The 25,824-nt window shown below is 71.7% G+C and carries 23 protein-coding genes and 1 riboswitch; of the genes, 7 read left to right on the top strand and 16 right to left on the bottom strand.

Annotated features, from left to right (window positions below):
* Window positions 1-66: 66 nt before the first annotated feature.
* The 5 genes from ACF08F_RS26070 to ACF08F_RS26050 all read right to left on the bottom strand — a co-directional run bounded on the left by ACF08F_RS26070 (window position 67) and on the right by ACF08F_RS26050 (window position 6,000).
* The gene (locus ACF08F_RS26070; protein ID WP_392300952.1) at window positions 67-1,839 is read right to left on the bottom strand and encodes an ABC transporter substrate-binding protein; all 1,773 of its coding nucleotides are present in this window, start codon (window positions 1,837-1,839) and stop codon (window positions 67-69) included.
* Between the two features lie 119 nt (window positions 1,840-1,958).
* Window positions 1,959-2,987, bottom strand: a complete 1,029-nt coding sequence (locus ACF08F_RS26065) for an ABC transporter permease (protein WP_392300951.1) — start codon at window positions 2,985-2,987, stop codon at window positions 1,959-1,961.
* Window positions 2,988-3,349: 362 nt separating this feature from the next.
* Window positions 3,350-4,141, bottom strand: a complete 792-nt coding sequence (locus tag ACF08F_RS26060; protein ID WP_392300950.1) for an enhanced serine sensitivity protein SseB C-terminal domain-containing protein — start codon at window positions 4,139-4,141, stop codon at window positions 3,350-3,352.
* 101 nt (window positions 4,142-4,242) lie between these two features.
* Complete coding sequence (locus ACF08F_RS26055; RefSeq protein WP_392300949.1) at window positions 4,243-4,983, bottom strand: enhanced serine sensitivity protein SseB; 741 nt, start codon at window positions 4,981-4,983, stop codon at window positions 4,243-4,245.
* A gap of 336 nt (window positions 4,984-5,319) precedes the next feature.
* Window positions 5,320-6,000 (bottom strand): AAA family ATPase, encoded by a 681-nt coding sequence (locus tag ACF08F_RS26050; RefSeq protein ID WP_392300948.1) that lies wholly within the window; start codon window positions 5,998-6,000, stop codon window positions 5,320-5,322.
* Between the two features lie 151 nt (window positions 6,001-6,151).
* Window positions 6,152-6,251: riboswitch (glycine riboswitch) on the top strand.
* Between the two features lie 172 nt (window positions 6,252-6,423).
* On the opposite strand from ACF08F_RS26050, the gene gcvT reads away from it, so the two are divergent.
* The 6 genes from gcvT (at window position 6,424) to ACF08F_RS26020 (ending at window position 12,509) form a co-directional block, all read left to right on the top strand.
* Window positions 6,424-7,548: a glycine cleavage system aminomethyltransferase GcvT gene (gcvT, locus tag ACF08F_RS26045; protein WP_392300947.1), complete on the top strand. Its 1,125-nt coding sequence runs from the start codon at window positions 6,424-6,426 to the stop codon at window positions 7,546-7,548.
* 77 nt (window positions 7,549-7,625) lie between these two features.
* The gene (gcvH, locus tag ACF08F_RS26040; RefSeq protein ID WP_024756552.1) at window positions 7,626-8,003 is read left to right on the top strand and encodes a glycine cleavage system protein GcvH; all 378 of its coding nucleotides are present in this window, start codon (window positions 7,626-7,628) and stop codon (window positions 8,001-8,003) included.
* A 31-nt stretch (window positions 8,004-8,034) separates the two neighbouring features.
* On the top strand, window positions 8,035-9,303 hold the full coding sequence (glyA, locus tag ACF08F_RS26035) for a serine hydroxymethyltransferase (protein ID WP_392300946.1): 1,269 nt from the start codon (window positions 8,035-8,037) through the stop codon (window positions 9,301-9,303).
* Window positions 9,304-9,462: 159 nt separating this feature from the next.
* Window positions 9,463-10,833: an L-serine ammonia-lyase gene (locus ACF08F_RS26030; RefSeq protein ID WP_392300945.1), complete on the top strand. Its 1,371-nt coding sequence runs from the start codon at window positions 9,463-9,465 to the stop codon at window positions 10,831-10,833.
* A 110-nt stretch (window positions 10,834-10,943) separates the two neighbouring features.
* Window positions 10,944-11,864: a hypothetical protein gene (locus ACF08F_RS26025; protein WP_392300944.1), complete on the top strand. Its 921-nt coding sequence runs from the start codon at window positions 10,944-10,946 to the stop codon at window positions 11,862-11,864.
* Window positions 11,865-11,939: 75 nt separating this feature from the next.
* Window positions 11,940-12,509, top strand: a complete 570-nt coding sequence (locus ACF08F_RS26020) for a DUF7010 family protein (protein WP_392300943.1) — start codon at window positions 11,940-11,942, stop codon at window positions 12,507-12,509.
* A 312-nt stretch (window positions 12,510-12,821) separates the two neighbouring features.
* Here ACF08F_RS26020 and ACF08F_RS26015 read toward each other — a convergent pair whose 3' ends face one another.
* From ACF08F_RS26015 to ACF08F_RS25985, 7 genes are all read right to left on the bottom strand, one after another.
* Entirely contained in the window at window positions 12,822-13,037 is a 216-nt protein-coding gene (locus tag ACF08F_RS26015; protein ID WP_017236050.1) for an EF-hand domain-containing protein, read from the bottom strand.
* Window positions 13,038-13,143: 106 nt separating this feature from the next.
* Complete coding sequence (locus ACF08F_RS26010; protein ID WP_392300942.1) at window positions 13,144-14,319, bottom strand: hypothetical protein; 1,176 nt, start codon at window positions 14,317-14,319, stop codon at window positions 13,144-13,146.
* A complete protein-coding gene (locus tag ACF08F_RS26005) occupies window positions 14,319-15,116 on the bottom strand; it encodes a polysaccharide deacetylase family protein (protein ID WP_392300941.1) in 798 nt (265 codons plus the stop codon). The genes ACF08F_RS26010 and ACF08F_RS26005 overlap by 1 nt, the downstream gene beginning before the upstream one ends.
* Before the next feature lie 392 nt (window positions 15,117-15,508).
* Window positions 15,509-16,015: an ATP-binding protein gene (locus ACF08F_RS26000; RefSeq protein WP_392300940.1), complete on the bottom strand. Its 507-nt coding sequence runs from the start codon at window positions 16,013-16,015 to the stop codon at window positions 15,509-15,511.
* Between the two features lie 92 nt (window positions 16,016-16,107).
* Window positions 16,108-16,875 (bottom strand): enoyl-CoA hydratase/isomerase family protein, encoded by a 768-nt coding sequence (locus ACF08F_RS25995; RefSeq protein ID WP_384138974.1) that lies wholly within the window; start codon window positions 16,873-16,875, stop codon window positions 16,108-16,110.
* A gap of 110 nt (window positions 16,876-16,985) precedes the next feature.
* Entirely contained in the window at window positions 16,986-18,248 is a 1,263-nt protein-coding gene (locus ACF08F_RS25990) for an Ig-like domain-containing protein (RefSeq protein ID WP_392300939.1), read from the bottom strand.
* A 280-nt stretch (window positions 18,249-18,528) separates the two neighbouring features.
* A complete protein-coding gene (locus tag ACF08F_RS25985; protein WP_392300938.1) occupies window positions 18,529-19,707 on the bottom strand; it encodes an Ig-like domain-containing protein in 1,179 nt (392 codons plus the stop codon).
* Window positions 19,708-19,930: 223 nt separating this feature from the next.
* Between ACF08F_RS25985 and glgX the strand changes: the two genes are divergently transcribed.
* On the top strand, window positions 19,931-22,132 hold the full coding sequence (glgX, locus tag ACF08F_RS25980) for a glycogen debranching protein GlgX (RefSeq protein ID WP_392300937.1): 2,202 nt from the start codon (window positions 19,931-19,933) through the stop codon (window positions 22,130-22,132).
* A gap of 42 nt (window positions 22,133-22,174) precedes the next feature.
* On the opposite strand, the gene ACF08F_RS25975 is transcribed toward glgX, so the two are convergent.
* From ACF08F_RS25975 to ACF08F_RS25960, 4 genes are read right to left on the bottom strand one after another with little or no spacing between them, the layout of a single operon-like run.
* On the bottom strand, window positions 22,175-22,819 hold the full coding sequence (locus tag ACF08F_RS25975; protein WP_392300936.1) for a response regulator: 645 nt from the start codon (window positions 22,817-22,819) through the stop codon (window positions 22,175-22,177).
* A 13-nt stretch (window positions 22,820-22,832) separates the two neighbouring features.
* Window positions 22,833-24,140 carry a sensor histidine kinase gene (locus tag ACF08F_RS25970; RefSeq protein WP_392300935.1) on the bottom strand — a complete coding sequence of 436 codons (1,308 nt, stop codon included), beginning with the start codon at window positions 24,138-24,140 and terminating at the stop codon, window positions 22,833-22,835.
* A 17-nt stretch (window positions 24,141-24,157) separates the two neighbouring features.
* Entirely contained in the window at window positions 24,158-24,907 is a 750-nt protein-coding gene (locus tag ACF08F_RS25965; protein ID WP_392300934.1) for an ABC transporter permease, read from the bottom strand.
* Entirely contained in the window at window positions 24,904-25,809 is a 906-nt protein-coding gene (locus ACF08F_RS25960) for an ABC transporter ATP-binding protein (protein WP_392300933.1), read from the bottom strand. The genes ACF08F_RS25965 and ACF08F_RS25960 overlap by 4 nt, the downstream gene beginning before the upstream one ends.
* Window positions 25,810-25,824 lie beyond the last annotated feature (15 nt).

The following is a 25,824-nucleotide window of genomic DNA, read 5'->3' as shown; positions in this document are numbered from 1 at the left end:
CCGCCCTCGGCCATCACCTGCCCTTCGGACCTGGCGGCGGGTGGTGCGCCGGTGGAGCGGGTCGGATTACTTGACGACGCCGAGCGACGCGTAGTCGTAGCGGCCGTTGTAGGCGTCCGCCGTGTAGACGTTGGTCAGCCGGGAGCTGCGCCAGATGATGTTCTTCTCGTGGGTGAAGGGCAGGTAGACCGCGGCCTCCGAGACCTTCGTGTTGATCTGCTTGTAGAGCTCGCCGGCCTTGTCGGGGTCGGTCTCCTTCAGCGCCTGGTCGAAGAGGCCGTTGACGGCCTTGTCGTTCAGCTCGGAGAAGTTGTTGTTACCGCTCTGGAGGATGAAGCGGCCGTCGACCAGCGGCTGGAGGAAGCCCTGGCCCGACGGGAAGTCGGCGCCCCAGCCCATGATGATGATGCCGTAGCCCTTGTCCTTGACGACCTTCGGCGAGCCGATGATGCCGGAGGTCTGGGCGCCGTCGAACTGGTCGATCTGGGCGTCGATGCCGACGGCCTTCAGCGACTGCTGGAGGGACTCGGCGGTCGCGATCTCGATCTTCTTGTTGTTGCGGACCGCGATCGTGGTCTTGAAGCCGTTCGGCTTACCGCACTTCTTCAGGGCCTCCTTCGCCTTGGCGAGGTCCGGCGCACCGGCGAGCTTGCCGTACGGGTCGGCCTTCGCGTCGGCACCCTTGATCGCCGGCGGCAGCATGTTGGTGGCGATGTCGCCACCGGCCTGCGGGCCGCCACGGGCGGTCTGGAGGGACTTCGAGTCGGCCGCGTAGATGATGGCCTTGCGGCACTCGATGTTGGGGATCACCGTCTGCGGGAAGACCGCGTAGCGGATGAAGCCCGTCTGCGGGTTGTCGACGTTGCCCTTGTGCTGCTGGAGCACCTTCTGGCGCGCGGCGGCGCCGACACCCGTCGCGTTGATGTCGAGGTCGTACTCGCCCTCGACCAGACGGTTGTCCATGTCGTCGGCGTTCGTGGTGAACGTGACGCTGATCTTGTCCGGGAGGGCCTTGCGGACGGTGTCCGTCTTGGCGTCCCACTTGTCGTTGCGGACAAGCTTGATGGACTTGTTCGGCGTGTACGACTCCCACTTGTACGGACCGGAGGAGAAGGGCTTCAGCTGGTACTTGGCCTTGGTGTCCTTGTCCTGGCGGACCGGGGACGCGGCGGGCATGGCCAGCATCTGCAGGAAGTCACCGTTGGCGACCGGCAGCTTGAAGACGATCGTCTTGTCGTCCGGGGTCTCGATCGCCTTCAGGCCGAGCTTGTCCGGGGTGGTGTCCTTGTAGGGACCCTTGTACTCGCCCTTGGGGTCGAGGACCTGCTGGAGGTAGATCGGGCCGCCGGAGATGACGTCCTGGGCCCAGATGCGCTCGATGCCGTACTTGATGTCCTTGGAGGTGATCGGCTTGCCGTCCTCCCAGGTCACCCCGTCCTTCAGCGTGAAGGTGTAGGTGAGGCCGTCGGCCGAGACCTTGCCGGCGTCGGTGGCGAGGTCCGGGACGAGCTCGGTGGAGGCCGCGCCCGGCTCGGACTTGAAGGTGACCAGCTGGCGCGTGTAGTAGCGCGCGAAGTCCCACACGAAGCCGTAGTAACCGCGCTGCGGGTCCCACGAGTCGGCCTCCTGCGAGCCGATGAACTTCAGCTCGCCACCCTTCTTGTCCGAGGGGTTGGCGACCTTGTTCACGGCGGCGTTGAAGCCGGCCGCGCCCTTCGGGCCCTTGTCGCCCGTCTTGCTGCCACCGTCGCCGCCGCACGCCGTGGTGACGACCATCGTGGCCGCCGCCAGGAGCGCGCCCGCGGCGATTCTGCGCCTCTGAGAGCTCATCAGAGTCATGGGTCTCGCAACCTCCGGAGTAGTGACGGCCGTCATGTCGGTCCGCCGTTGGGGGATGAGCCTCCTGTCGCCAGCGGCAGGGGCGGGTCTGTGTGGTGTCGGGGCCGTCGCCGAAGCGGTCAGCGGGAGCCCTTCGGGTCGAGCGCGTCACGCACGCCGTCGCCGAAGAGGTTGAACGCCAGGACGGTGATGAAGATCGCGAAGCCGGGGATCACCATGAAGATGGGGTCGGCCTCGTAGGTGGTGATGGCCGTCGACAGCATCTGGCCCCAGGAAGCGGTGGGCGGCTTCACACCCGCGCCGAGGAAGCTGAGCGCCGCTTCGGTGAGGATGTTGGTGGGGATCATGAGGGTCGCGTAGACCATGATCGGGGCGATCAGGTTGGGCAGCAGCTCGCGGCGCAGGATGTAGAAGCGCCCGGCGCCCAGGCTCTGGGCGGCCTCGATGTACTCGCGGTTGCGCAGCGAGAGGGTCTGGCCGCGGACGATGCGGCCGACGTACGGCCAGCCGAAGAAGCCGATCACGAGCACCAGGGCCGCGATGCGCACGCCCGAGCCGTCGAGTCCGAGGAGCTCGTTCGGCAGCACCGAGACCAGGGCGATCGTGAAGAGCAGCTGCGGGAAGGCCAGCATGACGTCCATGACGCGGCTGAGGGCGGCGTCGATCCAGCCGCCGAAGTAGCCGGCGATGATGCCGAGGACGGTGCCGAGGACGACCGCGAAGACCGCCGCGAGGAAGGCGACGAGCAGGGAGATCCGGGCGCCGTAGACGATCCGGCTGAAGACGTCACGGCCGTTGACCGGCTCGACGCCCAGCAGGAACTCGGAGCTGATGCCGCCCCACGACCCGATCGGCGTACCGAAGAGCGGGTCGATCTGGTCCTCGTGGAACTCGTCCGGCGGGTGGCCGAGCAGACCGACGATGACCGGCGCGAAGACCGCGACCAGGATGAGGAAGACGACGACGAAGGCGCCGGCGAGGGCCAGTTTGTCGCGCTTCAGGCGGGTCCAGGCGATCTGCCAGGGCGAGCGGCCCTGGATCGCCTTGGCGGTCGTGCCGGAGTTGTCCGGTGTGCCGGGAGCGTCGGGCGCGCCGACGACGGTGGCGGTCGACTCGCCCGCACTCGTCTCGTGCAGTGGTGCCGTCATCGTGGTGAGGACCCCTCTCGGCCGCCGGTAGCCGGCCCTTGCCCGCCGCGGGTAGCGGCTCGGTGGAACAACCTGCTGGGCACCGGCTCGAAAGGAGCCGAACGCCCGGTGTTCCGGGGAGTCTTCAATGCGTTTGCGATCACCCGCCAGCCCTGACGGGGAATGTTTGCTCAAACGTGATGCGGTGCTGCGACTTCCGTTATCCGGACGTCGTGATCACCTGAGCGGACCATCTCGGGTCCTCTTCGCCGCAATCGGACATGTCACCCAACTAGGCCTTCGAGGTGCGCTATTGGGGCGAACAACGGCCTCCGGAGAGAACTCCGGAGGCCGTTGGGGTGCGAGGTGAGACGAGTGGCGTCTCAGTATCCGGACGGAGCCGGCGGCGGGTATCCGTATCCCGGAACGGCGGCGGATCCGCGTCCGGCGTGCGCCTCGCGGTCGTAGAAGGGACGCGCGTGGGCGGTCAGCCAGAGCGCCACCGGGTCGTACGCGTCGGAGAGCGCGACCGTCGAGACGGGGAGTCCGTCGGGGACGGCGGAGATCGACTGGCGCATCATCGCGCGGACCGAGTCGACGGCCGCCGCGGAGGTGTCGTACAGGTCGAGCCCGACGGCGAGGTACGGGGAGCCGAGCGCGGGCTGCACCCAGCCGCGGCGCAGCGACCGGACGGCCGGGGTGCGGTGCGCGTTCTGGGTGAGCAGGGCGTAGAACTGCGGGATCTCCAGAGCGGGTTCGCTGACCCGCAGCGGCCCGGCGGGCATCCGGTCGAGGCCGGTGGCGATACGGCGCAGATCGGCCCAGGGGATGCCGACGCCGCCGCCGGGAGCGTGCGGATTGAGCCAGATGCCCCAGCGGTCGGGGTAGAGGGCGCGGGCCATCTCGCGGCCGGTGACGAGCTCGTGGGCGCGGTTCCAGCCGGAGGCGGCGAGCTCCTGGGCGGAGGTGACGCAGGGCGCGTAGCCGAAGCCGTCGACCTCCATGTTCCCGTACTGGGCGTCGGGCGAGCCGGGAGAGCCCTGCCAGAGCAGCATCCAGACCTCGCCGTCGGCCAGGGCGTGCAGCAGCCTCTCGTACGCGTCGTAGCGTCCGGGTGCCACCTGGCGCAGCATGTGCTCGACCCCTCCGGTCGCAGCGGTGCTCGACGCGCTCACCCTGGGTCCCGCCCCTCTTCCGTTCACCACGTCCGGCCAGCCGCTGATTCGGTTCGGCTGAGCTCTCGGTCCAGTTCAGTTCAGCTTAGACAGGGTGCCGCTCACCCGGCGGCGCGCTGGTAGAAGGGGCGAACCCGCTCCAGCATCCAGTCGCCGACCGGGTCCCGCGCCATGTCGAGCAGGATGAGGTTCACCGGCCAGGCGGCCTCGACGCGGCCCAGGGCGCGGCCGAGGGCGTCCAGGGGCGCGTTCCGGTCGACGCCGTCCCAGGCGACGAGCTGGACGCCGATGAAGAGGGCGGGTTCGGTGCCCTCGACGCTCGCGAGGGCGCGGCGGGCGGTGGCGACGACTCCGGTGGCCTCGAACTCGGCGGAGGCGGCGGCGAGGAAGTCGACGGGGTCGTCCTGCCAGTCGGGCTCGAAGAGCCGGACGCGCCCGCCGCTGGCGGGGCCGTCGAGGGGGGTGCGGCCGACGCGGCAGAGCTCCGCGACGGCGGGCGGGGGCAGCGGGACGCCGACGGTGCCGCCGGGGTTCACGGCGATGCCGAGCTGCGGGGGCAGGCCGCGGGCGAAGTCGCGGGCGGGGGCGACGGTGTAGGACATGTGGGTGCCGACACAGGCGAGGAACTGCTGTTCGGAGCTGAAGACGGGGACGAAGGCCGCGCCGTCGATCTCCATGGTGGCGAGGTCCAGGTCGGGGCTCTCGGGGCCGCCGCCGTTGGGCAGGGGCACCCAGATCTCGCTGCGGCCCAGCACCTCGACCAGCCGGCCCCCTGCGGCGGGGTTGCCGAGCGAGGCGGCCAGCACCTCTTCGAGCTCATTGCCCGGCCACGTCACGTCCACGGTCCCTCTTCCCCTGTCTCGCGGGGGCGCGCCCTCCCGCGCCGCCCCGCAGCACCCTAACGCCGCCTTGACGCCGTCGTGGCCAAAAGCAGCGGGTACGAGTGTGGGACAGCCCTCAGAGACCGTCCACGGCGCCCCGCCGGAGCGCGCCGCGGACGGCGCGCGGAGCAGGCCCCCGCAGCCTCGCGGACGGCGTCAGGACCGGGCCTCGGGCCGGATCCAGGACGACGTCAGGGCCGGATCGAGGGCGGCATGCGGACCGGGCCTCGGGCCGCCTCGCGGACGGCACCCCGACCGGGCCTCGGGCCGGATCGAGGACGGCACCCCGACCCGGCCTCAGGCCGCGTCGCGGAAGCCGATCTTCCGGAGGGCGCCCGCGGAGTCCCGGTCGAGCAGGGTCGCCGAGGCGCAGCCGTGCGGCAGGCTGCCGGACTCGGCGGCCTTCAGCATCCGGCCGACGGCCCGCCGGTGCCGGGCGAAGGCGTACGCGGAGACTCCGCGGCCCCGGGCGCGCTGGCCGTCGCGCGCGGTGTCCGGCGTGACGTCGAGCAGGACCAGGTGCAGGGCGCTGCCGCGGCGTCTCGCCTCGCGGGCGAGCCAGCCGCGCACCCAGGACTGGGTGCCGCAGTCGTGCACGATCACGCTCGCGCCGGAGCGCAGGGCGCGGCGCAGTCCGGCGTAGTGCGCGATCCGGACCAGGGGGCGGTAGACCGCGTACGGCAGGAGGCGCGGCATGCGGGCCTCCCAGCGCTCGCGGGTGTCCTGGGAGTCGATCCCCCGGCCGTCGGCGGCGCGCTTCATGAGCGTGGACTTGCCGCTGCCGGGCAGCCCGGAGACGACGACCAGGTCGCCCGCCGCGAAGGTGAGGGCGCGGGGGCCGCGGCCGCCGCGCTCGCGCAGGTCCCGCAGGATCCGGCCGCGGCGGCCGGTCCCGGCGCGCGCCCTGGTGCGGGCCCGGGCGCGCTGGGGCGGTATGCCGGTACCCGTCGCGTACGCGCCGGTGTGCTGGATCCTCATCGTTGCTCCCCCTGCCGGGCCTCAGGAGACCCTTGCCCACAAAGTGTAAAGAAGCGGTAATGAGATACAAGTGATGTGCCACGCGGAGCCCGCGTGCAATGATGTGCGCGCCAGGCGCGCACAGTCGCCACACAATCGCATACCGGCCGCTCGAATCCGCGCGGGAGAGTTCCGGACCGCCCGAGGCGTCCGGACGCCGAAGGAGCAAGACCCTCCCTTGAATCTCTCAGGCCCCGTACCGCGTGGATGAGGCAGATCTGAAAAGCGGGACACCCTGCCGTGTCCCCACCCAAGGTGCAAGCCGAGCTCTCGACGACGAGATGCCTTCGGTGAACCTCTCAGGTTCCATGACAGATGGGGAGGACGTCCTCGCCCGTCATGTGTTTCGTCACCGAACCGCCCTTGGGATCCGGGAGCCACCCCATGAGCACTGCCCCCCGTCTGACCGCCCTCGATGCGCTGCATCGTTCGCTGGGCGCGACCATGACCGACTTCGCGGGCTGGGACATGCCGCTGCGCTACGCCAGTGAGCGGGACGAGCACGTCGCCGTCCGGACCAAGGCGGGCCTCTTCGACCTCTCCCACATGGGTGAGATCACCGTCACCGGTCCGCAGGCCGTCGAGCTCCTCGACTTCGCCCTGGTCGGCAACATCTCCACGGTGGGCGTGGGCCGCGCCCGCTACACGATGATCTGCCAGGAGGACGGCGGCATCCTCGACGACCTGATCGTCTACCGCCTCGGCGAGACGGAGTACATGGTCGTCGCCAACGCCTCCAACGCGCAGGTCGTCCTCGACGCGCTGACCGAGCGCGCGGCCGGCTTCGAGGCCGAGGTCCGCGACGACCGCGACGCGTACGCGCTGATCGCGGTCCAGGGCCCGGAGTCCCCCGGCATCCTGAAGTCGCTCACCGACGCCGACCTGGACGGCCTGAAGTACTACGCCGGCCTGCCGGGCACGGTCGCGGGCGTGCCCGCGCTGATCGCCCGTACCGGCTACACCGGCGAGGACGGCTTCGAGCTCTTCCTGAAGCCCGAGCACGCCGAGGGCGTCTGGAAGGCGCTGACCGAGGCGGGCGCCCCGGTCGGTCTGATCCCCTGCGGCCTGTCCTGCCGCGACACGCTCCGCCTGGAGGCGGGCATGCCGCTGTACGGCCACGAGCTGACGACCGCCCTCACCCCCTTCGACGCCGGTCTCGGCCGGGTCGTGAAGTTCGAGAAGACGACCAACGACGGCCGCTTCGTCGGCCGCGAGGCGCTGGAGAAGGCCGCCGAGCGCGCCGAGACCGCCCCGCCGCGCAGGCTCGTCGGCCTGGTCGCCGAGGGCCGCCGGGTCCCGCGCGCCGGTTTCTCGGTCGTCAAGGACGGCGTGGTGATCGGCGAGGTGACCTCGGGCGCCCCGTCCCCGACGCTCGGCAAGCCGATCGCGATCGCCTACGTGGACGCGGCGCACGCCGCTCCGGGCACCGAGGGTGTAGGTGTGGACATCCGCGGCACCCACGAGCCCTACGAGGTCGTGGCGCTGCCGTTCTACAAGCGCCAGAAGTGACGCAGTCGTCTCATCCCGGGTCTCACCCCGCGAGACCCACGTTCATCAGTACTCCCCCGATCCAGGAGAATCAGGTCATGAGCAACCCCCAGCAGCTGCGCTACACCAAGGAGCACGAGTGGCTGTCGGCCGCCGAGGACGGCGTCGCGACGGTCGGCATCACGGAGTTCGCGGCCAACGCGCTCGGTGACGTCGTCTACGCCCAGCTCCCCGAGGTCGGCTCGACCGTCACCGCGGGCGAGACCTGTGGCGAGCTGGAGTCGACGAAGTCCGTGAGCGACCTGTACTCCCCCGTCTCGGGTGAGGTCGTCGCCGCCAACCAGGACGTGGTGGACGACCCGTCGCTGGTGAACACGGCTCCGTTCGAGGGTGGCTGGCTGTTCAAGGTACGTGTCGCGGGCGAGCCGGACGAGCTGCTCTCCGCCGACGAGTACACCGCGTTCTCCGCCGGCTGAGACCGGGCCCGAGACCCCTAGGGATCGATTCATGTCGCTTCTGAACACTCCCCTCCACGAGCTGGACCCCGACGTCGCCGCCGCCGTCGACGCCGAGCTCCTTCGTCAGCAGTCCACCCTCGAGATGATCGCCTCGGAGAACTTCGCTCCGGTCGCGGTCATGGAGGCCCAGGGCTCCGTCCTCACCAACAAGTACGCCGAGGGCTACCCGGGCCGCCGCTACTACGGCGGCTGCGAGCACGTCGACGTGGCCGAGCAGATCGCGATCGACCGGGTCAAGGACCTGTTCGGCGCCGAGTACGCCAACGTCCAGCCGCACTCCGGCGCCTCCGCGAACCAGGCCGCCCTCTTCGCGATCGCCCAGCCCGGCGACACGATCCTGGGTCTGGACCTGGCGCACGGCGGCCACCTCACCCACGGCATGCGCCTGAACTTCTCGGGCAAGCAGTTCAACGTGGTCGCGTACCACGTGGACGAGGCCGGTCTGGTCGACATGGCCGAGGTCGAGCGCCTCGCCAAGGAGCACCGCCCGAAGGTCATCATCGCGGGCTGGTCCGCCTACCCGCGTCAGCTGGACTTCGCGGAGTTCCGCCGGATCGCCGACGAGGTCGAGGCCTACCTGTGGGTCGACATGGCCCACTTCGCGGGTCTGGTCGCGGCCGGTCTGCACCCGAACCCGGTCGAGTACGCGGACGTGGTGACCTCCACCACGCACAAGACGCTCGGCGGCCCCCGCGGCGGCATCATCCTCGCGAAGAAGGAGTTCGCGAAGAAGCTGAACTCCTCGGTCTTCCCCGGCTTCCAGGGCGGCCCGCTGGAGCACGTGATCGCGGCCAAGGCCGTCTCCTTCAAGGTCGCGGCCTCGGAGGACTTCAAGGAGCGCCAGCAGCGCACCCTGGACGGCGCCCGCATCCTCGCCGAGCGTCTGGTCCGGGACGACGTCACCGCGCACGGTGTCTCGGTCCTGTCCGGCGGCACGGACGTGCACCTGGTCCTCGTCGACCTGCGCAACTCGGAGCTGGACGGCCAGCAGGCCGAGGACCGTCTCCACGAGGTCGGCATCACGGTCAACCGGAACGCCGTTCCGAACGACCCGCGCCCGCCGATGGTCACCTCGGGTCTGCGCATCGGCACGCCGGCGCTCGCCACCCGCGGCTTCGGCACCGAGGACTTCACCGAGGTCGCCGACATCATCGCCGAGACCCTGAAGCCGGGCTTCGACGGCGAGAAGGCCGAGTCGCTCAAGGCCCGCGTGACCGCGCTCGCCGACAAGCACCCGCTCTACCCCGGTCTGAAGTAATTTCGTACGCTCTTCGTACGCTTTAGTTCCGATTGCGTTCGTACGGAACCTCTGGGGCACCGCGCACACTGGACAGTGAGCGCGGTGCCCCGCCCCATGATCAACGTTTCTGCACCACCCCGGCAGACAACGACGTCTAGCCCCCACAAGGAGTCCCCCGTGGCCATCTCGGTCTTCGACCTGTTCTCGATCGGCATCGGCCCGTCCAGCTCCCACACGGTGGGCCCGATGCGCGCGGCCCGGATGTTCGCCCGACGGCTCAAGAACGAGGGCCTGCTCGCCCACACGGCGGCCATACGGGCGGAGCTGTACGGCTCCCTGGGCGCGACCGGCCACGGCCACGGCACCCCCAAGGCGGTGCTCCTCGGCCTGGAGGGCAGCTCCCCGCGCACGGTGAACGTCGAGACCGCGGACGAGGAGTTCGAGCGGATCAAGTCGAGCGGCCGGATCAACCTCCTCGGCGCGCACGAGATCCCCTTCGACTTCGACGCCGACCTGATCCTGCACCGCCGCAAGGCGCTCCCGTACCACGCCAACGGGATGACGATCTTCGCCTACGACGCCGAGGGCGCGCTCGTCCTGGAGAAGACGTACTACTCGGTCGGCGGCGGCTTCGTCGTCGACGAGGACGCGGTCGCCGGCGAGAACCCGATCGTCCCGGACGACACCGTCCTGAAGTACCCCTTCCGCACCGGCGACGAGCTCCTGCGCCTCGCCAAGGAGACCGGTCTGTCGATCTCCTCGATGATGCTGGAGAACGAGAAGGCCTGGCGCACCGAGGAGGAGATCCGCGCCGGTCTCCTGGAGATCTGGCGGGTCATGCAGGCCTGCGTCTCGCGCGGCATGTCCCGCGAGGGCATCCTGCCGGGCGGCCTGAAGGTGCGCCGGCGCGCCGCGAACACGGCCCGCAAGCTGCGCTCCGAGGGCGACCCGGCGGCGCTCGCGATGGAGTGGATCACCCTCTACGCGATGGCCGTGAACGAGGAGAACGCGGCGGGCGGCCGGGTGGTCACCGCCCCGACGAACGGCGCGGCCGGCATCATCCCGGCGGTCCTGCACTACTACACGAACTTCGTGCCCGGCGCCGACGAGGACGGCATCGTCCGCTTCATGCTCGCGGCCGGCGCGGTCGGCATGCTCTTCAAGGAGAACGCCTCCATCTCCGGCGCCGAGGTCGGCTGCCAGGGCGAGGTCGGCTCGGCCTGCTCGATGGCGGCCGGCGCGCTGGCCGAGGTCCTCGGCGGCACCCCGGAGCAGGTGGAGAACGCGGCCGAGATCGGCATGGAGCACAACCTGGGCCTGACCTGCGACCCGGTCGGCGGCCTCGTGCAGATCCCGTGCATCGAGCGGAACGGCATGGCGGCGGTCAAGGCGGTCACCGCCGCGAAGATGGCGATGCGCGGCGACGGCAGCCACCTGGTCTCCCTCGACAAGGTCATCAAGACCATGAAGGAGACGGGCGCGGACATGAGCGTCAAGTACAAGGAGACCGCGCGCGGCGGTCTCGCGGTGAACATCATCGAGTGCTGAGGCCCGCCTCCCGCTCGTCCCGCTTTGTCCGGTGAGGTGATCACGGGCCGCGCGCGGCCTACAATGCGCGACCGCTGATGATCACGAACACCGGACGAGACGGAGAAGCGATGCGGAGACTCCTGTGGGTGGCGGTGGCGGCCGGCCTGGCCGGGACCGCCGCCGTGAGCGGCTGCGGGGCCCCACAGGCCTCGGGCCCGGCGGCCGGGACCCCGACGGCTTCCCCGTCCGTGACGGCTCTCCCGTCCGCCTCCCGCACTCCGGCGGGCGCGACGGCCGGCACGAAGGACGGCACGAAGGCCGGCGCGGCGGAGCTGCTGGCGCGGGCGGAGGCGGCCATGGGCGCCGAGGCCGGCTGGACCTTCACGGTGACGGGCAAGGAGTCGCTGACGCAGTCCGGCGCCCCGGAGGGACAGGGCAGCAAGGCCTCGTACTCCGCCAGGGTGGACCGGACGGCCGGTCCGGAGGCCCTGCACCAGGCCGGCACGGTCACCGGCAAGAACGGGAGCAGGCCCGAGGAGGTCGTCACCGTGGGCGGCACCGGGTACGTGCGGGAAGGCGCACCCGGTACTCCCTGGACCACCGGGCCGCTGACCGACCCGGAGATCGCCGCCAAGGTGGAGGACCCACTGGACGTCCTGGCCTCCTTCGCCGACCACGCCGAACGGGGCGAGCGGATCGAGGTCGTCAGGTCCGGCGGCGAGATCCGGCTCCGGATGCGGGTGCCGTCCGCGACCCTGGCCGAGCGCGAGGAACGCCCGGCGGTCGCACGGGCCGCCCGGGAGTTCCTGCCGACTCTGAAGCAGCTGCGGAAGGCCGGGGTCACGGCGAGCGAGAAGAAGATCGTCCTGACCGGGTTGGAGGAGAGCCTCGTCCTCGACGCACGGACCCACCGGATGACGTCCTACCGGTCCTCCTTCGGCTTCGCCGTCCCGCACGAGGGCAGGCAGCTCCGCTACGCGCAGACGCTCGGGGCGGACACCCGCGGCATCTTCACGGGCCGGATCGAGGCCCCCGTCACCGCCCGGTAGACCGGCCCCCCTAGGGCGTGTCCGGTCGGGTGAAAACCGGCTCACCGGCCCAGGGCCGCCTGTAGTGTCCGCGTCATGACCACGCAGACGGAGACCACCGACGCCGAGTGCCTCGCCCTGACCCGCGGACTGCGCCGGCGCGGCGCGATCGTCCTCGCCGTCTTCGGTCTCGTCTGGGCGCTCGCGGGCGGTTCCGGGGTGACGGCGGGCCCGGTGGCGGTCGCCGTCGGTGTCGTCGCGGCGGCCGTGGCCGGCGGCGCGGTCGTGGTCGCCTTCCGGGGCACCAGGGGCCCGGTCCACCGGCTGGTGCGGCTGCCGGAGAAGTGGAACCGCGGGGTCGGCCTGGTCAACGGCGCCGAGCTGCTGGCGATCTTCGCGGTGATCGCCGCGTCGAACGCCTCGGGCCACCCGGAGTTCGTCCCGGCCGGGATCTGCCTCGTCGTCGGTCTGCACTTCTTCCCGCTGGCGCGCCTCTTCGACCAGCCGCAGTACATCTGGACGGCCGTGTCCCTGACGGCGGTCTCGCTGCTGGGCCTCGCCGTCCTCGCGACCGGCGCCACCGCGGAGACCGTCCGCGCGGTGGTGGGCCTGGGCGCGGCGCTCGCGCTGTGGGCCTCGTCGTTCCACGTGGCCCTGCGGGGCTAGGGCGTGTTGCGAAAGTAGCGCCGGCCGCCCGAAGGGCGGGCCCGACGGCGTCTGGTGCGTGCGATCGCAAGGCGGAGGGTCACCCCGATACTGGATGTATCGGGGTGATCCCGACAACGCGGCGAGCGTGCGTGCCAGGCGCCGTCGGGCAGGCGGGACTGTCGCAACACGCCCTAGGAGGCGAGCCGGCGAGGACCGCCGCGGTCGGACGGCTCGGGGGACCGAAGGGTCCGGGAAGCGTCACCGGACGGTCGTCACCGAGCCCCGGGCGGGCGGCGACTCAGGGTTGCGCCGCCCGCCCGGGCGGGCGGTTCAGGCCTTGCTGTAGTGCGCCCAGAACTCGTCCCAGGACAGGACGCCGTCGCCGTTGTCGTCGCGCTGCTTGATGAGGACCTCGGCGACCGTCTCGGTGACGTTGAAGTCGCCGTGGCGGGCCATGAGGCTCTTGTACTCCGCGGCGGTGATGAAGCCGTCGCCGTCCGCGTCGAACTGGTTGAATGCCGTGCGTGCCGACTCGATGTCCGCCACTGCTTCCGCCCCTTCTTGGTGCTTCTCTGACGGGCTCAGATTAGCGGGCCCGCCGCCGCCGGATGCGGGCGGTACGCGGGGTGGGGCCCGCCGGGCGGGACGTGCCCTACCGGAAGACGCCGGTGTGGCCGAGGGAGTAGCGGCCGGGCTGGGGGTAGACGGCGAGGCCGTGGGGACCGCCGCCGACGGGGATGCGGGCGAGCTGCTTGCCGCTGGTGGTGTCGATGGCGTACACCTCGGCGTCGTAACGTCCTGACAGCCACAGGACCTTGCCGTCGGCGGAGACGCCGCCCATGTCCGGGGAGCCGCCGTCGGGGAGCCACCACTTCTTGGTGAGCTTGTTCTTCACGAAGTCGAAGACGGAGACGGAGCCCTCGCCGCGGTTGGGGACGAACATCTCGCGGGAGTCCCGGCTGACGTAGAGGCCATGGGCACCCTTGCCGGTGGGGAGCAGGGTGGGGGTGGTGAACTTCTCGCCGTCGAGCACCCACATGCCGTGGGCCATCATGTCGGCGACGTAGAACGTCTTGCCGTCCGGGGAGATCTTGACGTCCTGGGGCATGGCGCCCTCGAAGGGCAGTTTCTGCTGGCCGATCACCTCCATCTTCTCGGTGTCGACCTTGAGGAGTTCGCCGGAGAACTCGCAGGAGACGACGAAGTAGCGTCCGTCGGCGGAGAAGTCGGCGTGGTTGACGCCATAGCAGCTCACCGGGACGGTCTTCTTCCGTTCCATGGTGTGCGGGTCGCGGAAGACGAGTTCGCGGTCGAGGGAGGCCATGACGATCGCGTACTTGCCGTTGGGGGTGAAGTAGAGGTTGTACGGGTCGTGGACCTCGACCGGCTTGCCCGCGACGCCGGTGGCGGGGTCGATGGGGGTGAGGGTGTGGCCCCGGTTGTTGTTGACCCAGAGGGTCTTCATGTCCCAGGAGGGCACGACGTGCTGGGGCTGGATGCCGACGGGGATCGTCTCGACGACCTGGTAGGTCGTGGGGTCGATGACGGAGACGGTGTTGGAGTTGGTGTTGGGGACGTAGACCCGGGAGGGGAAGTTCCTGACGACCGGGGAGAGCTGGTTCGGCCGGTCGGCGGCGTAGACGTCGTTCGGGTCGAGGAGCGGCGGCATGCCGGGGAGTCCGGCGGGGGCCTTGGGTACGGCGGGGGCGGCGGCCTTCCTGACCCCGGTCGCGCCGTTCTCGTCCTGGTTCGCGCCGCCGCAGCCCGCGAGGGTGACGAGCAGGGCCGTGGCGAGGAGGGCTCCGCTGCGCGCGGTGAGGTGTGCCATCAGGTCAGCAGCTCCGTGGTGGTGACCGCGCGCAGTCCGCGGCGGTCGAGGTCGGCGAGGAGGAGGGGCAGCGCGGCGGCGGTGTCCGGGTAGCCGAAGTGCAGGCTGACGACGGAGCCGGGCCGGAGGGTGCCGGTGACGTTGCGGACGATCGCGGCGGGGCCGGGCGAGGTGAAGTCCAGGGAGTCGACGTCGTACGAGAGGGCGTGCGGGTATCCGGCGCGGTGGGCGGCGCGCAGGACGGCCGGGGAGGCGTGCTGGGTGCGGGAGGGCCGGAACCAGGTGCCGACGGAGCCGGTGAGGCGGCGCAGGCGGGTGGCGCAGGCCTCGATCTCCGCGTGGGCCTCCGCCTCGGTCATGCCGTTGACGTCGGTGTGGTGCTGGGTGTGGTTGCCGAGGTCGTGGCCGCCGTCGAGGATGCGGCGGGCCATGCCGGGGTGCTGGTCGAGCCAGGTGCCGACGGCGAGGACGGTGACGCGGGCGCCGGCCTTCTCGGCCTGGCCGAGGAGGGTGCGGGCGAGGGCGGGGTCTCCCTGGCCGTGGAAGGTGAGGGCGACCCGGGGCCGGTCGCGGGGGCCGTGGTCGATCTCGGCGGGCCGGCCGGGGTAGCGGCGCGGTGCCGGGGCGGCGGCCGGGGCGGCGGCCGGGGCGGCGGCGGGGGCCGTGCCCGGTGCGGCTCCGGGGCGGCGGGAGGCCGGGGCGGGGCGGGGCTCCGTACCGCAGGCGGTGGCGAGGGCTCCCGCGAGGGCGGCGGCCGCGCCCGCCCGGAGGGCACCGCGGCGGTCGGTCGGCTTCACACGACCAGTAAAGAAGGATGTCTGCCGAATCGTGATGATTAGGCCGAATCAGGACGTTTGCGGACCACGTCGGGACGTCCACCATGCGGACGATCCCGGGAAACAATCGATGAACCGCATAGCCATTCAATGTTTACAAGGCGGGTGCCACAGATCACCAATGATTCATAGAAGATCAATCCCCATTTGACCGATTTTGCCCCGGTAGGGACTTTTGGCTACGAGGCCGCCTGTCTGTCATAGTCGGGGACACGACCCCCATTGACCCGGGCCAGGTCGACATAGCAGCCGTGGATACACCCCCCCCCCGTCCACGGCGCACCACATGAGAGCCCCCAGGCGCCCCACCTCGGCGTACGGGGGCTTTCGTGCGTCCGGGGCCGGGTCCGCCGTCAGGCGCGGTCGGCGACCCGCATCTCGAACCAGGTCGTCTTGCCGCGCGGCGCGAGGTCGACGCCCCAGCGGTCGGAGAGCTTGTCGACGAGGAAGAGCCCCCGGCCGCTCGTGTCGAGCTCACCCACGGGCATCAGACACGGCAGCCCGCGCGAGGGGTCGCGGACCTCGACCCGGATCCAGCCGCGCCGCCGGTGCATCCGCAGCGCGAAGGACCGGGCGCCGGTGTGCCGGACGGCGTTGCCGACGAGCTCGGAGACGAGCAGCACCGCGTGCTCGGCGATCTGCGGGCCGAGCCCCCACTGGCGCAGGACCACGCCCTGGGCGAGGCGCCGGGCCACCCAGGCGGACTCGGGACGGGACGGCAGCCGCACGTCCTCCTCGGCCGGGTTCCCGTACAACTCCAGTACACCGGCGACCTGTTCGTCTTCCACGGCCGGTGACCACCGTGCGGCGGCGGCGCTGCCGCGCTGCCACGGTTGTTCCGTACCCTCCAGGCCCGCCATGCCCCCCATCATGGCCGCACGGAGCCGTCCGCGGGGGCCGTTCCGGCGGAATCGGCCCCCGCGGGGTTGACCGGCACGGCCGGGGACGTGCCTCAGGCGAACTTCGCCTTGCCCGGGCCCTCCTCGACGAAGCTGCGCATGCCGTTCTCACGGTCCGCGGTCGCGAACAGCCCGGCGAACCAGGTGCGTTCGATGGCGAGACCGGTGTCGATGTCGGCCTCCAGGCCCTGGTCGACGGCCTCCTTCGCCGCCCGCAGGGCGACCGCCGGCCCCTGCGCCAGCTTCGCCGCCCAGGCGTGCGCCTGCTCGTACACCTCGGCGGCCGGGACGACCCGGTCGACGAGACCGAGGGTGAGGGCCTCGTCCGCCTTCACCATGCGGCCGGTGAAGATGAGGTCCTTGGCGCGGGAGGGGCCGATCAGCCGGGAGAGGCGCTGGGTGCCGCCGGCGCCGGGGATCAGACCGAGCAGGATCTCCGGCTGGCCCAGCTTCGCGTTGTCGGCGGCGATCCGGTAGTCGGCGCAGAGCGCGAGCTCGCAGCCGCCCCCGAGGGCGTAGCCCGTGACGGCGGCGACGACGGGCTTGGGGATGCGGGCGATCGCCGTGAAGGAGTCCTGGAGGGCGCGCGAGCGCTTGACCATGGCCACGTGGTCCATGACCTGCATCTCCTTGATGTCCGCGCCGGCCGCGAACACCTTCTCGCCGCCGTAGAGGATCACGGCCCGCACGTCGTCGCGGTCGGTCGCCTCCTGGGCCAGCTCGCGCAGCCGGTCCTGGACGGCGATGTCGAGGGCGTTCATCGGGGGGCGGTCGAGGCGGATCGTGCCGACGCCATCGGCGACTTCGAGGTTCACAGTCATGGGGGAAGGTTAGTCGGCAGGGGGTCTGGGGGCCTCCCCCCAGAAGGCACAGCACGGGAAGGGGCCCGGTGCTGTTGCTCACAGCGCCGGGCCCCTCCGTGTGCGACGACCTACTTGATCCACTCCGCCCACGGCATGTTCCAGCCGTTGAGGCCGTTCTCCGGCTGGATCTGCTTGTCCTTGGAGTTCTTGACCACGATCACGTCACCGATGATCGAGCGGTCGTAGAACCAGGCGGCCGGGGTCGAGCTGTCGCCCGCGCCGCGCGTGTCCGACAGGCCGACGCAGCCGTGGCTGACGTTCGAGGAGCCGAAGGTGCTCTTCGGGGCCCAGTAGTTGCCGTGCACGAAGGTGCCCGAGGTGGAGAGCCGCATCGCGTGCGGGACGTCCTTGATGTCGTACTCGCCGCCGAAGCCGACCGTGGCCCCGTTCATGCGGGTCACCTTGTACTTCTCGCTGATGACCATCTGACCGTTGTACGTGGTCGTCGACGGCGCGCCCGCGGTGATCGGCAGCGTCTTGATGATGGAGCCGTCCCGCTCGATCTTCATCGTCTTGGCGCTCGCGTCGACGGTGGAGACCTGACGGCGGCCGATGGTGAAGGTGATGGTCTTCTTCTGCTTGCCGTAGACGCCCGGGCGGCCCTCGACGCCGTCCAGGTTGAGGTCGACGGTGACCTTGGTGCCCGCGGCCCAGTACTCCTCCGGGCGGAAGTCGAGGCGGTCGTTGCCGAACCAGTGGCCCTCGATCTCGACGGCCGGCTCGGCCGTCACCTTGATGGCCTTCTCGACGGCGTCCGGGTCGGTGATGCCCCGGGTGAAGTTGATGGAGACCGGCATGCCGACGCCGACGGTCGAACCGTCCTCCGGCGTGTAGTGGCCGATGAAGGTGTTCTTCGGGACCAGGGTGGTGAAGGTGGTGTCCTTCGCCGACTCGCGGCCCTCGGCGTCCTTCGCGACGGCGTGGACCTTGTACTGGGTCCCCGCGGAGAGGTGCGCGGTGGGTGCCCAGCTGGCGCCGTCCGCGGCGATCTTGCCCTCGACCGCGGTGCCCTTGGAGTCGGCGACCGTGACCGTGGACAGCTTGCCCTGCGTGGCGGTGACCTTGAGGGCACCGCTGGTGGCGACCGAGTCGGCGCCGTCCTTCGGAAGGATCGTCACGACCGCCTGGGAGGCGGCGTTCTCCGGCTTGCCGCTCCCCTGCGACGCCGGGTCCTGGCCCCCCTTGGCACCGCCGGTCTCACCGCCGCCGCAGGCGGTGAGGACGAGGAGCAGGGCCCCCGCGGCGAGCGCCTGCAGCCGGACGCCCCCGCGTCCCCGGCCGCGCCGGCCCGTCGCTCCTACCGATGCCCCCGATATCGGCTGCCCGTTCACTGTGGTCTTCTCCCCTCGCACGGCCTGGCACTGCCACGGCCCCACCCCCGTGCGCATTCGCTCGCGCACACGGCGCTAGATAATCACACCGCAGGACACGAAAGATCCTCGCGAATGTCACCGTTCCGTCCCGATCGACGTGCTAAGGCGACAGGAGGACGGCCCGGTGACGAAAGGGACGCGAGAGGGACACGGGAGGGACACACCGGGAGCCGACGGGCAGGCCGGCAGGGGCTCGACGGGCACGTGAGGGGCCCGCCTCACCCCACGTCGGCCCGGCTCAGCCCAGCGCCGAACCGGCCTTCCACCGGACCCAGTCCATGTTCCAGCCGCCGAGCCCGTTGTCGGGAGCGACCTTCCGGTCGCGCGAGTTGACCACCTCCACCACGTCGCCGATGAGCGTCCGGTCGAAGAACCACCCCGCCGGGGAGTCCGCGCTGCCGCCCTTCTCGTCCCGCAGCCCCACACAGCCGTGGCTGACGTTGGCCGTGCCGAAGGTGCCGGGCGCGGCCCAGTAGTTGCCGTGCAGGAAGGTCCCCGACTCGGTGAGCCGCATCGCGTGCGGGACGTCCTTGATGTCGTACTCGCCGCCGAAACCGACCGTCCGCCCGTCCATCCGCGTCACGTCGTACAGCTCCGTGACGACCATCTTCCCGTTGTACGTGGTCGTCTTCGGCGCGCCCGCGGTGATCGGCACGGTGGCCAGCAGCGCGCCGTCCCTGCGGACCTCCATGGTGTGCGCGGCCGCGTCGACGAGGGAGACCTGGGAGCGGCCGACGGTGAAGCCGACCTTCTTGCGTTGGATGCCGTACACGCCGGGCGCGCCCTCGACGTCGCGGAACGCCAGGTCGACGGTGACCTTCGTGCCCGGCTTCCAGTACGCGGCGGGGCGGAAGTCGAGCCGCTCCTTGCCGAACCAGTGGCCGACGACCTCGACCGGCGGGTCCGAGGTGACGCGGACGGCGCGCTCGACGGCCTCCCGGTTCTCGATCGGACGGTTGAAGGAGAAGGAGACGATCATCCCGGTGCCGACAGTGGAACGGTTCTCCGGCTTGAAGTAGCCGATGAACCGGCTCTCCGGCACCACGGTCGTGAAGGTGGTGTGCCGGGCCGAGCGGCGGCCGTGGGCGTCGAGCGCGACGGCGTCCACGCTGTACTTGGCGGCCAGCGCGAGCCGGGCGTCGGCCCGGGGCCGCCAGCGCAGCCCGTCCGCCGAGATCTCGCCGGCGACCCGGGTCCGCTGGGCGTCCTCGACCTGGACGACCGTCACCCGTTCGAGCCGCCCGCTGTCCACCCGCACCTCGACGGGGCCCTCGGCCGGCACCCCCCGGCTGCCGTCCTCCGGACTCACCCGGATGACGTCCCCGGGGGCCCGCGCCTTGCCCGGCAGGGAGAGGTCGACGCCCCCTCCGCCACCCGCTCCTGTGCAGCCCGCGAGGCCCGCCACCAGTCCGGCCACCGCGAGTGCGTACCTCGCCCGTTTCCATACACGATTCACGCTCGGCCCAACGACAGCCCCCCTCCAGGGGAAACGTGCGTGCGGGCCATGTTGGGAGCACGGCCGTGCGGGCAGAACAGGGGGGACGACGGGAAAGAACGACGCGCGGGAGCGGTGGCCGGGACGCCGCCGCTCCCGCCGGTGCGGGCCCCACGAGCCCCACGAGCCGCGGGAGGCCGGGACGGTGTCGAGCGCAGCCGAGCAGGAGGCGGTACAGGAGCATGCCCTGGAGCGGGCCCGACCGCCCGTCTGGCCGGGGGCGCCGACGCCGCTCGGCGCCCGGTGCCGGGTCGGGCCCGGCGGGGTGACGGGCACCAACTTCGCCCTCTGGGCGGGGGGTGCGGAGGCGGTGGAGCTGTGCCTCTTCGACGCGGACGGCACGGAGCGGCGGCTGCCGCTGACGGAGCTGACGCACGAGATCTGGCACGGTTTCGTGCCCGGGATCGGTCCCGGGCAGCGGTACGGCTACCGGGTGCACGGCCGCTGGGACCCGTGGACGGGTGCCCGCTGGAATCCGGCGAAGCTGCTCCTCGACCCGTACGCGCGGGCGGTCGAGGGCGACTTCACGCTGCCGCCCGAGGTGTACGGGCACGTGCGGGACTGGCCGCAGCAGCATGTCGCCGACACCGTCCGCGACGACCGGGACTCCGCCCCGTACGTCCCCAAGGGGGTCGTCGTCCAGGACGACGACGACTGGTCGGACGACCGCAGGCCGAAGACGCCCTGGCAGGACTCGGTCATCTACGAGCTGCACGTGAAGGGCTTCACCCAGCGGCACCCGGGCATCCCTGAGCGGCTCCGCGGCACGTACGCGGGGCTCGCGCACCCGGCGGCGATCGAGCACCTCGTACGGCTCGGGGTGACGGCGGTCGAGCTGCTGCCCGTCCACCAGTTCGCGCACGAGGACCATCTGCTCCGGCGCGGGCTGAGCAACTACTGGGGGTACAACTCCCTCGGCTACTTCGCCCCGCACGCCGCCTACTCCTCCTCGGGGACGACGGGGCAGCAGGTCGGCGAGTTCAAGCGGATGGTGCGGGCGCTGCACGCGGCCGGCATCGAGGTCATCCTCGACGTCGTCTACAACCACACGGCGGAGGCCGGCGAGCTGGGCCCCACGCTCTCCCTCAAGGGCATCGACAACCGCGGCTACTACCGCCTCCAGTCCGACGCCCGCCGGTACGCCGACTACACGGGCTGCGGCAACACGCTGCACGTCGTGCAGCCGCAGGTGCTGCGGCTCATCACCGACAGCCTCCGCTACTGGGTCACGGAGATGGGCGTCGACGGCTTCCGCTTCGACCTGGCGGCGGCGCTGGCCCGCTCGATGCACGACGTCGACATGCTCTCCCCCTTCCTCGCGGTCATCGCCCAGGACCCGGTGCTCCGCCGGGTCAAGCTCATCGCCGAACCGTGGGACGTGGGCAACGGCGGCTACCAGGTCGGCGCCTTCCCGCCTCTCTGGACGGAATGGAACGACCGCTACCGGGACGCCGTACGGGACTTCTGGCGGGGCGCGCTGCCCGATGTGCGGGACCTCGGCTACCGGCTCTCCGGCTCCAGCGACCTGTACGCCTGGGGCGGCCGGCGGCCGTACGCCTCGGTCAACTTCGTCACCGCGCACGACGGCTTCACGCTCCGGGACCTCGTCACGTACGAGCGGAAGCACAACGAGGCCAACGGCGAGGGGAACCGGGACGGCACCCACGACAACCGTTCCTGGAACTGCGGGGCCGAGGGCGAGACCGACGACCCCGGCATCCAGGCGCTGCGGCTGCGCCAGCTCCGCAACCTCCTCACCACCCTGCTCCTGTCGACCGGGGTGCCGATGCTCGTCGCCGGCGACGAGATGGGCCGTACCCAGGGCGGCAACAACAACGCCTACTGCCAGGACAACGAGATCGGCTGGCTCGACTGGTCGCTGCCGGAGGACCCGGGGCGGGCCCAGCTCCTCGCCCTGACCCGCCGGCTGCTGGCGCTGCGCCACCGCCACCCCGTGCTGCGCCGCCGGGCCTTCTTCTCGGGGCGGGCGCAGGGCGCGGACGGGCTGCGGGACCTGGCCTGGTTCGGGGCGGACGGGGCCGAGATGACGGAGCGGGACTGGTACGCGCCGTCGGCGACGCTCGGGCTCTACCTCTCGGGCCGGGACATCCCGGGCCGGGACGAGCGCGGGGAGCAGATCACCGACGACAGCTTCCTCGCCGTCCTGCACGCCGGCCACACGCCGCTGGAGTTCCGGCTGCCGGGACCGCCGTGGGCGGAGTCGTACGAGCTCCTCGTCGACACCACCCGGGAGGACCAGTCGGGGGCGCCGGGCACGGTGCACCGGGGCGGCGGGACGATCACGGTCGGCGCGCGTTCGACGGTGCTGCTGCGGGTCAGGGAGTGAACGGGGGCGGGGTGAGTGGTCCGGGGGCGGCCGGGGCGGGTGTCAGGTGCGGCCCAGGATGCCCCGGTCGTAGCCCGTGGCGACGGCGGCCGCCCGGTCCTTGACCCCCAGCTTGCCGTAGATGTGGGTGAGGTGGGTCTTGACGGTGGCCTCGCTGATGAAGAGCTCGGCGGCGATGGCGCGGTTGGCGGTGCCCTTCGCGACGAGGCCGAGGATCTCGGCCTCCCGGGCGGAGAGCGTGGCGTCGGCGACGGGCACGGGGGTGCGGACGGCGGTGACGAGGCGGGTGGCGACGGCCGGGGAGAGGACCGTACGGCCCTCGGCGGCGGACCGGACGGCCGCGAACAGCTCCTCGCGCGGGGCGTCCTTGAGGAGGTAGCCGGTGGCGCCCGCCTCGATCGCCGGGAGGGTGTCGGTGTCCGTGTCGTACGTGGTCAGGACGAGGACCCGGGAGCGTGCGCCGCGGCGGGTGAGCTCGGCGATGGCGTCGACGCCGCTGCCGCCGGGCATGCGCAGGTCCATGAGGACGACGTCCGGGTCGAGCCGCAGGGCCAGCTCGACGCCCTCGACCCCGCCGGAGGCCTCGCCGAGGACGCGGAATCCCGATCCCGCCGCGGCGAACATGCCGCGCAGGCCGTCCCTTACGACGGGGTGGTCGTCGACGATCAGAAGGGTGATGTCGGTCATGGCGCCCCCTCGGTCATGGTTGCCCCCACGGTACGCGCGCGGAGATCGCCGTGCCCTCGCCCGGAGCGGCCTCCACGGTGACGGTGCCGGTGAGCCGTTCGGCGCGGGCCCGCATGCCGTCGAGGCCGAACCCGCTTCCCGTGCCGACGCGTTCGGGCGGGGCGAGCGGGTCGAAGCCACGGCCGTCGTCCCGTACGTCGAGGGTGATCTCGTCGTCCATGTAGGAGAGCGTGACGCCGGCGCGGGAGGCGCCGGAGTGGCGGGCGGCGTTGGACAGGGCCTCCTGCGCGATCCGCAGGAGGGTGGCGGCGACCTCGTCGTGGAGGGGGAGCTCGGTGCCGGTGACGGTGAACCGGGTGTCGACGCCGGTGCGTTCGGCCCAGTCGGCGACGGTCTTGCGCAGGGCCTCGGGCAGGGTGTCGTGCTCCAGGGCGGCCGGACCGAGGTTCCGCACGGAGCGGCGGGCCTCGCCGAGGCTCTCCCGGGCGAGACCGGCCGCCCGCCTGAGGTGGGCGTCGGCGCGCTCGCGGTCGGGGGTGGCGGTCGCGGCCTGGAGCTGGGCGATGACTCCGGTGAGGCCCTGGGCGATGGTGTCGTGGATCTCGGCGGCGAGCCGGCGGCGCTCGTCGGCGACCCCGGCCTCCCGGGCCTGGAGGAGGAGTTGGGCCTGGAGGGCCGCGTTCTCGGCGAGGGCCTGTTCGAGGCGGGCGTTCGTACGGCCGAGTTCGGCGATGGTGGCGGTGCGTTCGGCGGCCTTCTCGGCCTCTTTGCCGCCGAGGTGGGAGAAGACGATCGCGAGGCAGGCGTTGAGGGCGAACAGTCCGCCGAAGGCCAGCCAGTTGACCAGGGCGGCGGGCGGCAGCCCGCCGGACTGGGAGCCGGCCATGACGACGGCGGTGACGAGGAGTCCGGCGCGGGAGGCGCGGCGCGGCAGGAGGTGCTCGGCGTCGAAGTAGCCGATGCAGGCGTAGATCGCGAAGAAGGGGTTGAGCCAGGCGAGGGCGAAGGCGAGGGCGGTACGGAGGGTGAAGTAGGCGACGGACGCGGGCCCGGGCACCCCGGCCACGATCTCGGGCCCCGTCCGGGGCGGCTCGCCCTCGGGGCCCGCCTCCGGGTCCCTGGGGCGGGCCCGGGCACAGTGGCGGTGCCAGACCGTCTGCAGGACGAACGCGGCCGACACCAGGCACCCGACGGCGATCTCCTCCGCTCCGCTCATCAGCTCCCCCGCCGCCCCGACGGAGATGACGGTGGCGACGGCGAGCAGCCCGTAGGGCCCCCAGCTGAAGAACTGGCGCCAGCGCTCCTCGACGGTGGTGGGCACCCCGCGCCCCCTCTCGCTCACTCCCAGCGGAACCAGCGCACCGCGGCGGCGGTCAGGCCCACCATCCACACGGCCATGACGGCGAGCGGGGCCCAGCCGGGCCAGCCGCCGGACATGGCCGTGTCGAGTGCCTGGGACGCGGCGCCGCACGGTGTGAGCTGCACGATCCGCTGCAGGGTATCCGGCATGGCCTGGACGGGCACCCAGACGCCCGCCGTGAACATGGTGGGGAAGAAGACGGCCGAGCCGACGGCCGTGGCGATCTTCTGCGTGCGGGAGACCGCGCACACGGCGGCGCCGAGCGCGAGCCCGCCCGCGACGGCGAGGAGCAGGGCGAGGGCGTAGCCGGGGAGGTTCTCCGGCAGGGCCACGCCGAAGGCGAGCCGGCCGACGATGATCACGAGCAGCGTGGAGACGAGCGCGGCGACGGCGTGCAGGGCGAGCTGAGCGGTGAGCAGCGTCCCGGCGCGTACGGGGGTGGTGGACATCCGGCGCAGGATGCCGCGTTCGCGGTAGCCGGAGAGGACCGGGGGCATGGCCTGGAGTCCGGACATGATCAGGGCGAACAGGACGGCGACGGGGACGTAGAGGTCGATGACCCGGCGTCCGCCGAGGTCTTCGGAGGCCTCCCGGAAGGAGGGGATCAGACCGAGGATCGTGAGCAGGACGGTCGGCGAGACCATCACCCAGAACAGGGAGCCGGGTTCGCGGGCGAAGAGCCGGGCCTCGGTGCGCAGGACCGTACGGGTGGCGGTGGTGGCACTCATCGGGGGTCGGCTCCTGTCAGGTCGAGGAAGGCGTCGTCGAGGGTGGCGTCGACGACGCGGAGCCCGCCGGCGGTGACACCCCTGCGGGCCAGGAGGGAGACGAAGGCGGCGACGGTCTCGTCGGTGCCCCGGACGACGGTCCGGCCGTCCTTCGTCTCGACCGCCGCGGCGCCGGGCAGCGCGCGGAGCTCCGCGGGGTCGAGCGGTGTGCGCGCGGCGAAGGAGATCTCCTTGGCCGCCGAGGAGCGCCCGATGAGTCCCTCGGGGGTGTCGAGGGCGGCGACCCGGCCCCGGTCGATGACGGCGATCCGGTCGCAGAGGCGCTGGGCCTCCTCCATGAAGTGGGTGACGAGCAGGACGGTCACGCCGCCCGCGCGGACGGACTCGACGAGCGACCAGACCTCGCGGCGGGCGCGCGGGTCGAGCCCGGTGGTGAGCTCGTCGAGGACGACGACCTTCGGGTTCCCGATCAGGGCGAGGGCGATGAACAGCCGCTGCTTCTGGCCTCCCGAGAGCTTCCCGAACCGCGTACCCAGCCGGGGCAGCAGCCCGAGCCGCTCCGCGAGCTCGTGCCGGTCGGCGGGCCGCTCGTGGAAGGAGGCGTACAGGTCGAGCGCCTCACGGACGGTCAGCTTCGCCTGGAGCTCGCTCTCCTGGAGCTGTACGCCGAGGACCCGGGTGACGTCGGCGCGCCGGGTGACGGGGTCGTACCCGCAGACGCGCACCCGCCCCTCGTCGGGGGTGCGCAGTCCGGCCACGCACTCCACGGTGGTGGTCTTGCCCGCGCCGTTGGGCCCGAGGATCCCGAAGACCTCGCCCTCGCCGACGTCGAAGGAGACCCCGTCGACGACCTTCCGGTCGCCGTACGTCTTGTGCAGTCCGCGCACCTCGATCGCTGTCATGCCCCGAGCCTGTCG

Source organism: Streptomyces sp. NPDC015130 (assembly GCF_043080005.1).
Taxonomy (GTDB): domain Bacteria; phylum Actinomycetota; class Actinomycetes; order Streptomycetales; family Streptomycetaceae; genus Streptomyces.
This window is presented reverse-complemented; position numbering and strand designations above follow the sequence as displayed.

Bases quoted from the DNA above. Each gene is read 5' to 3' on its own strand.
- ACF08F_RS26070 (WP_392300952.1), bottom strand. From the start codon at position 1,839: ATGACTCTGATGAGCTCTCAGAGGCGCAGAATCGCCGCGGGCGCGCTC.
- ACF08F_RS26065 (WP_392300951.1), bottom strand. From the start codon at position 2,987: ATGACGGCACCACTGCACGAGACGAGTGCGGGCGAGTCGACCGCCACC.
- ACF08F_RS26050 (WP_392300948.1), bottom strand. From the start codon at position 6,000: ATGAGGATCCAGCACACCGGCGCGTACGCGACGGGTACCGGCATACCG.
- gcvT (WP_392300947.1), top strand. From the start codon at position 6,424: ATGAGCACTGCCCCCCGTCTGACCGCCCTCGATGCGCTGCATCGTTCG.
- gcvH (WP_024756552.1), top strand. From the start codon at position 7,626: ATGAGCAACCCCCAGCAGCTGCGCTACACCAAGGAGCACGAGTGGCTG.
- glyA (WP_392300946.1), top strand. From the start codon at position 8,035: ATGTCGCTTCTGAACACTCCCCTCCACGAGCTGGACCCCGACGTCGCC.
- ACF08F_RS26025 (WP_392300944.1), top strand. From the start codon at position 10,944: ATGCGGAGACTCCTGTGGGTGGCGGTGGCGGCCGGCCTGGCCGGGACC.
- ACF08F_RS26020 (WP_392300943.1), top strand. From the start codon at position 11,940: ATGACCACGCAGACGGAGACCACCGACGCCGAGTGCCTCGCCCTGACC.
- ACF08F_RS26010 (WP_392300942.1), bottom strand. From the start codon at position 14,319: ATGGCACACCTCACCGCGCGCAGCGGAGCCCTCCTCGCCACGGCCCTG.
- ACF08F_RS26000 (WP_392300940.1), bottom strand. From the start codon at position 16,015: ATGGCGGGCCTGGAGGGTACGGAACAACCGTGGCAGCGCGGCAGCGCC.
- ACF08F_RS25995 (WP_384138974.1), bottom strand. From the start codon at position 16,875: ATGACTGTGAACCTCGAAGTCGCCGATGGCGTCGGCACGATCCGCCTC.
- ACF08F_RS25975 (WP_392300936.1), bottom strand. From the start codon at position 22,819: ATGACCGACATCACCCTTCTGATCGTCGACGACCACCCCGTCGTAAGG.
- ACF08F_RS25965 (WP_392300934.1), bottom strand. From the start codon at position 24,907: ATGAGTGCCACCACCGCCACCCGTACGGTCCTGCGCACCGAGGCCCGG.
- ACF08F_RS25960 (WP_392300933.1), bottom strand. From the start codon at position 25,809: ATGACAGCGATCGAGGTGCGCGGACTGCACAAGACGTACGGCGACCGG.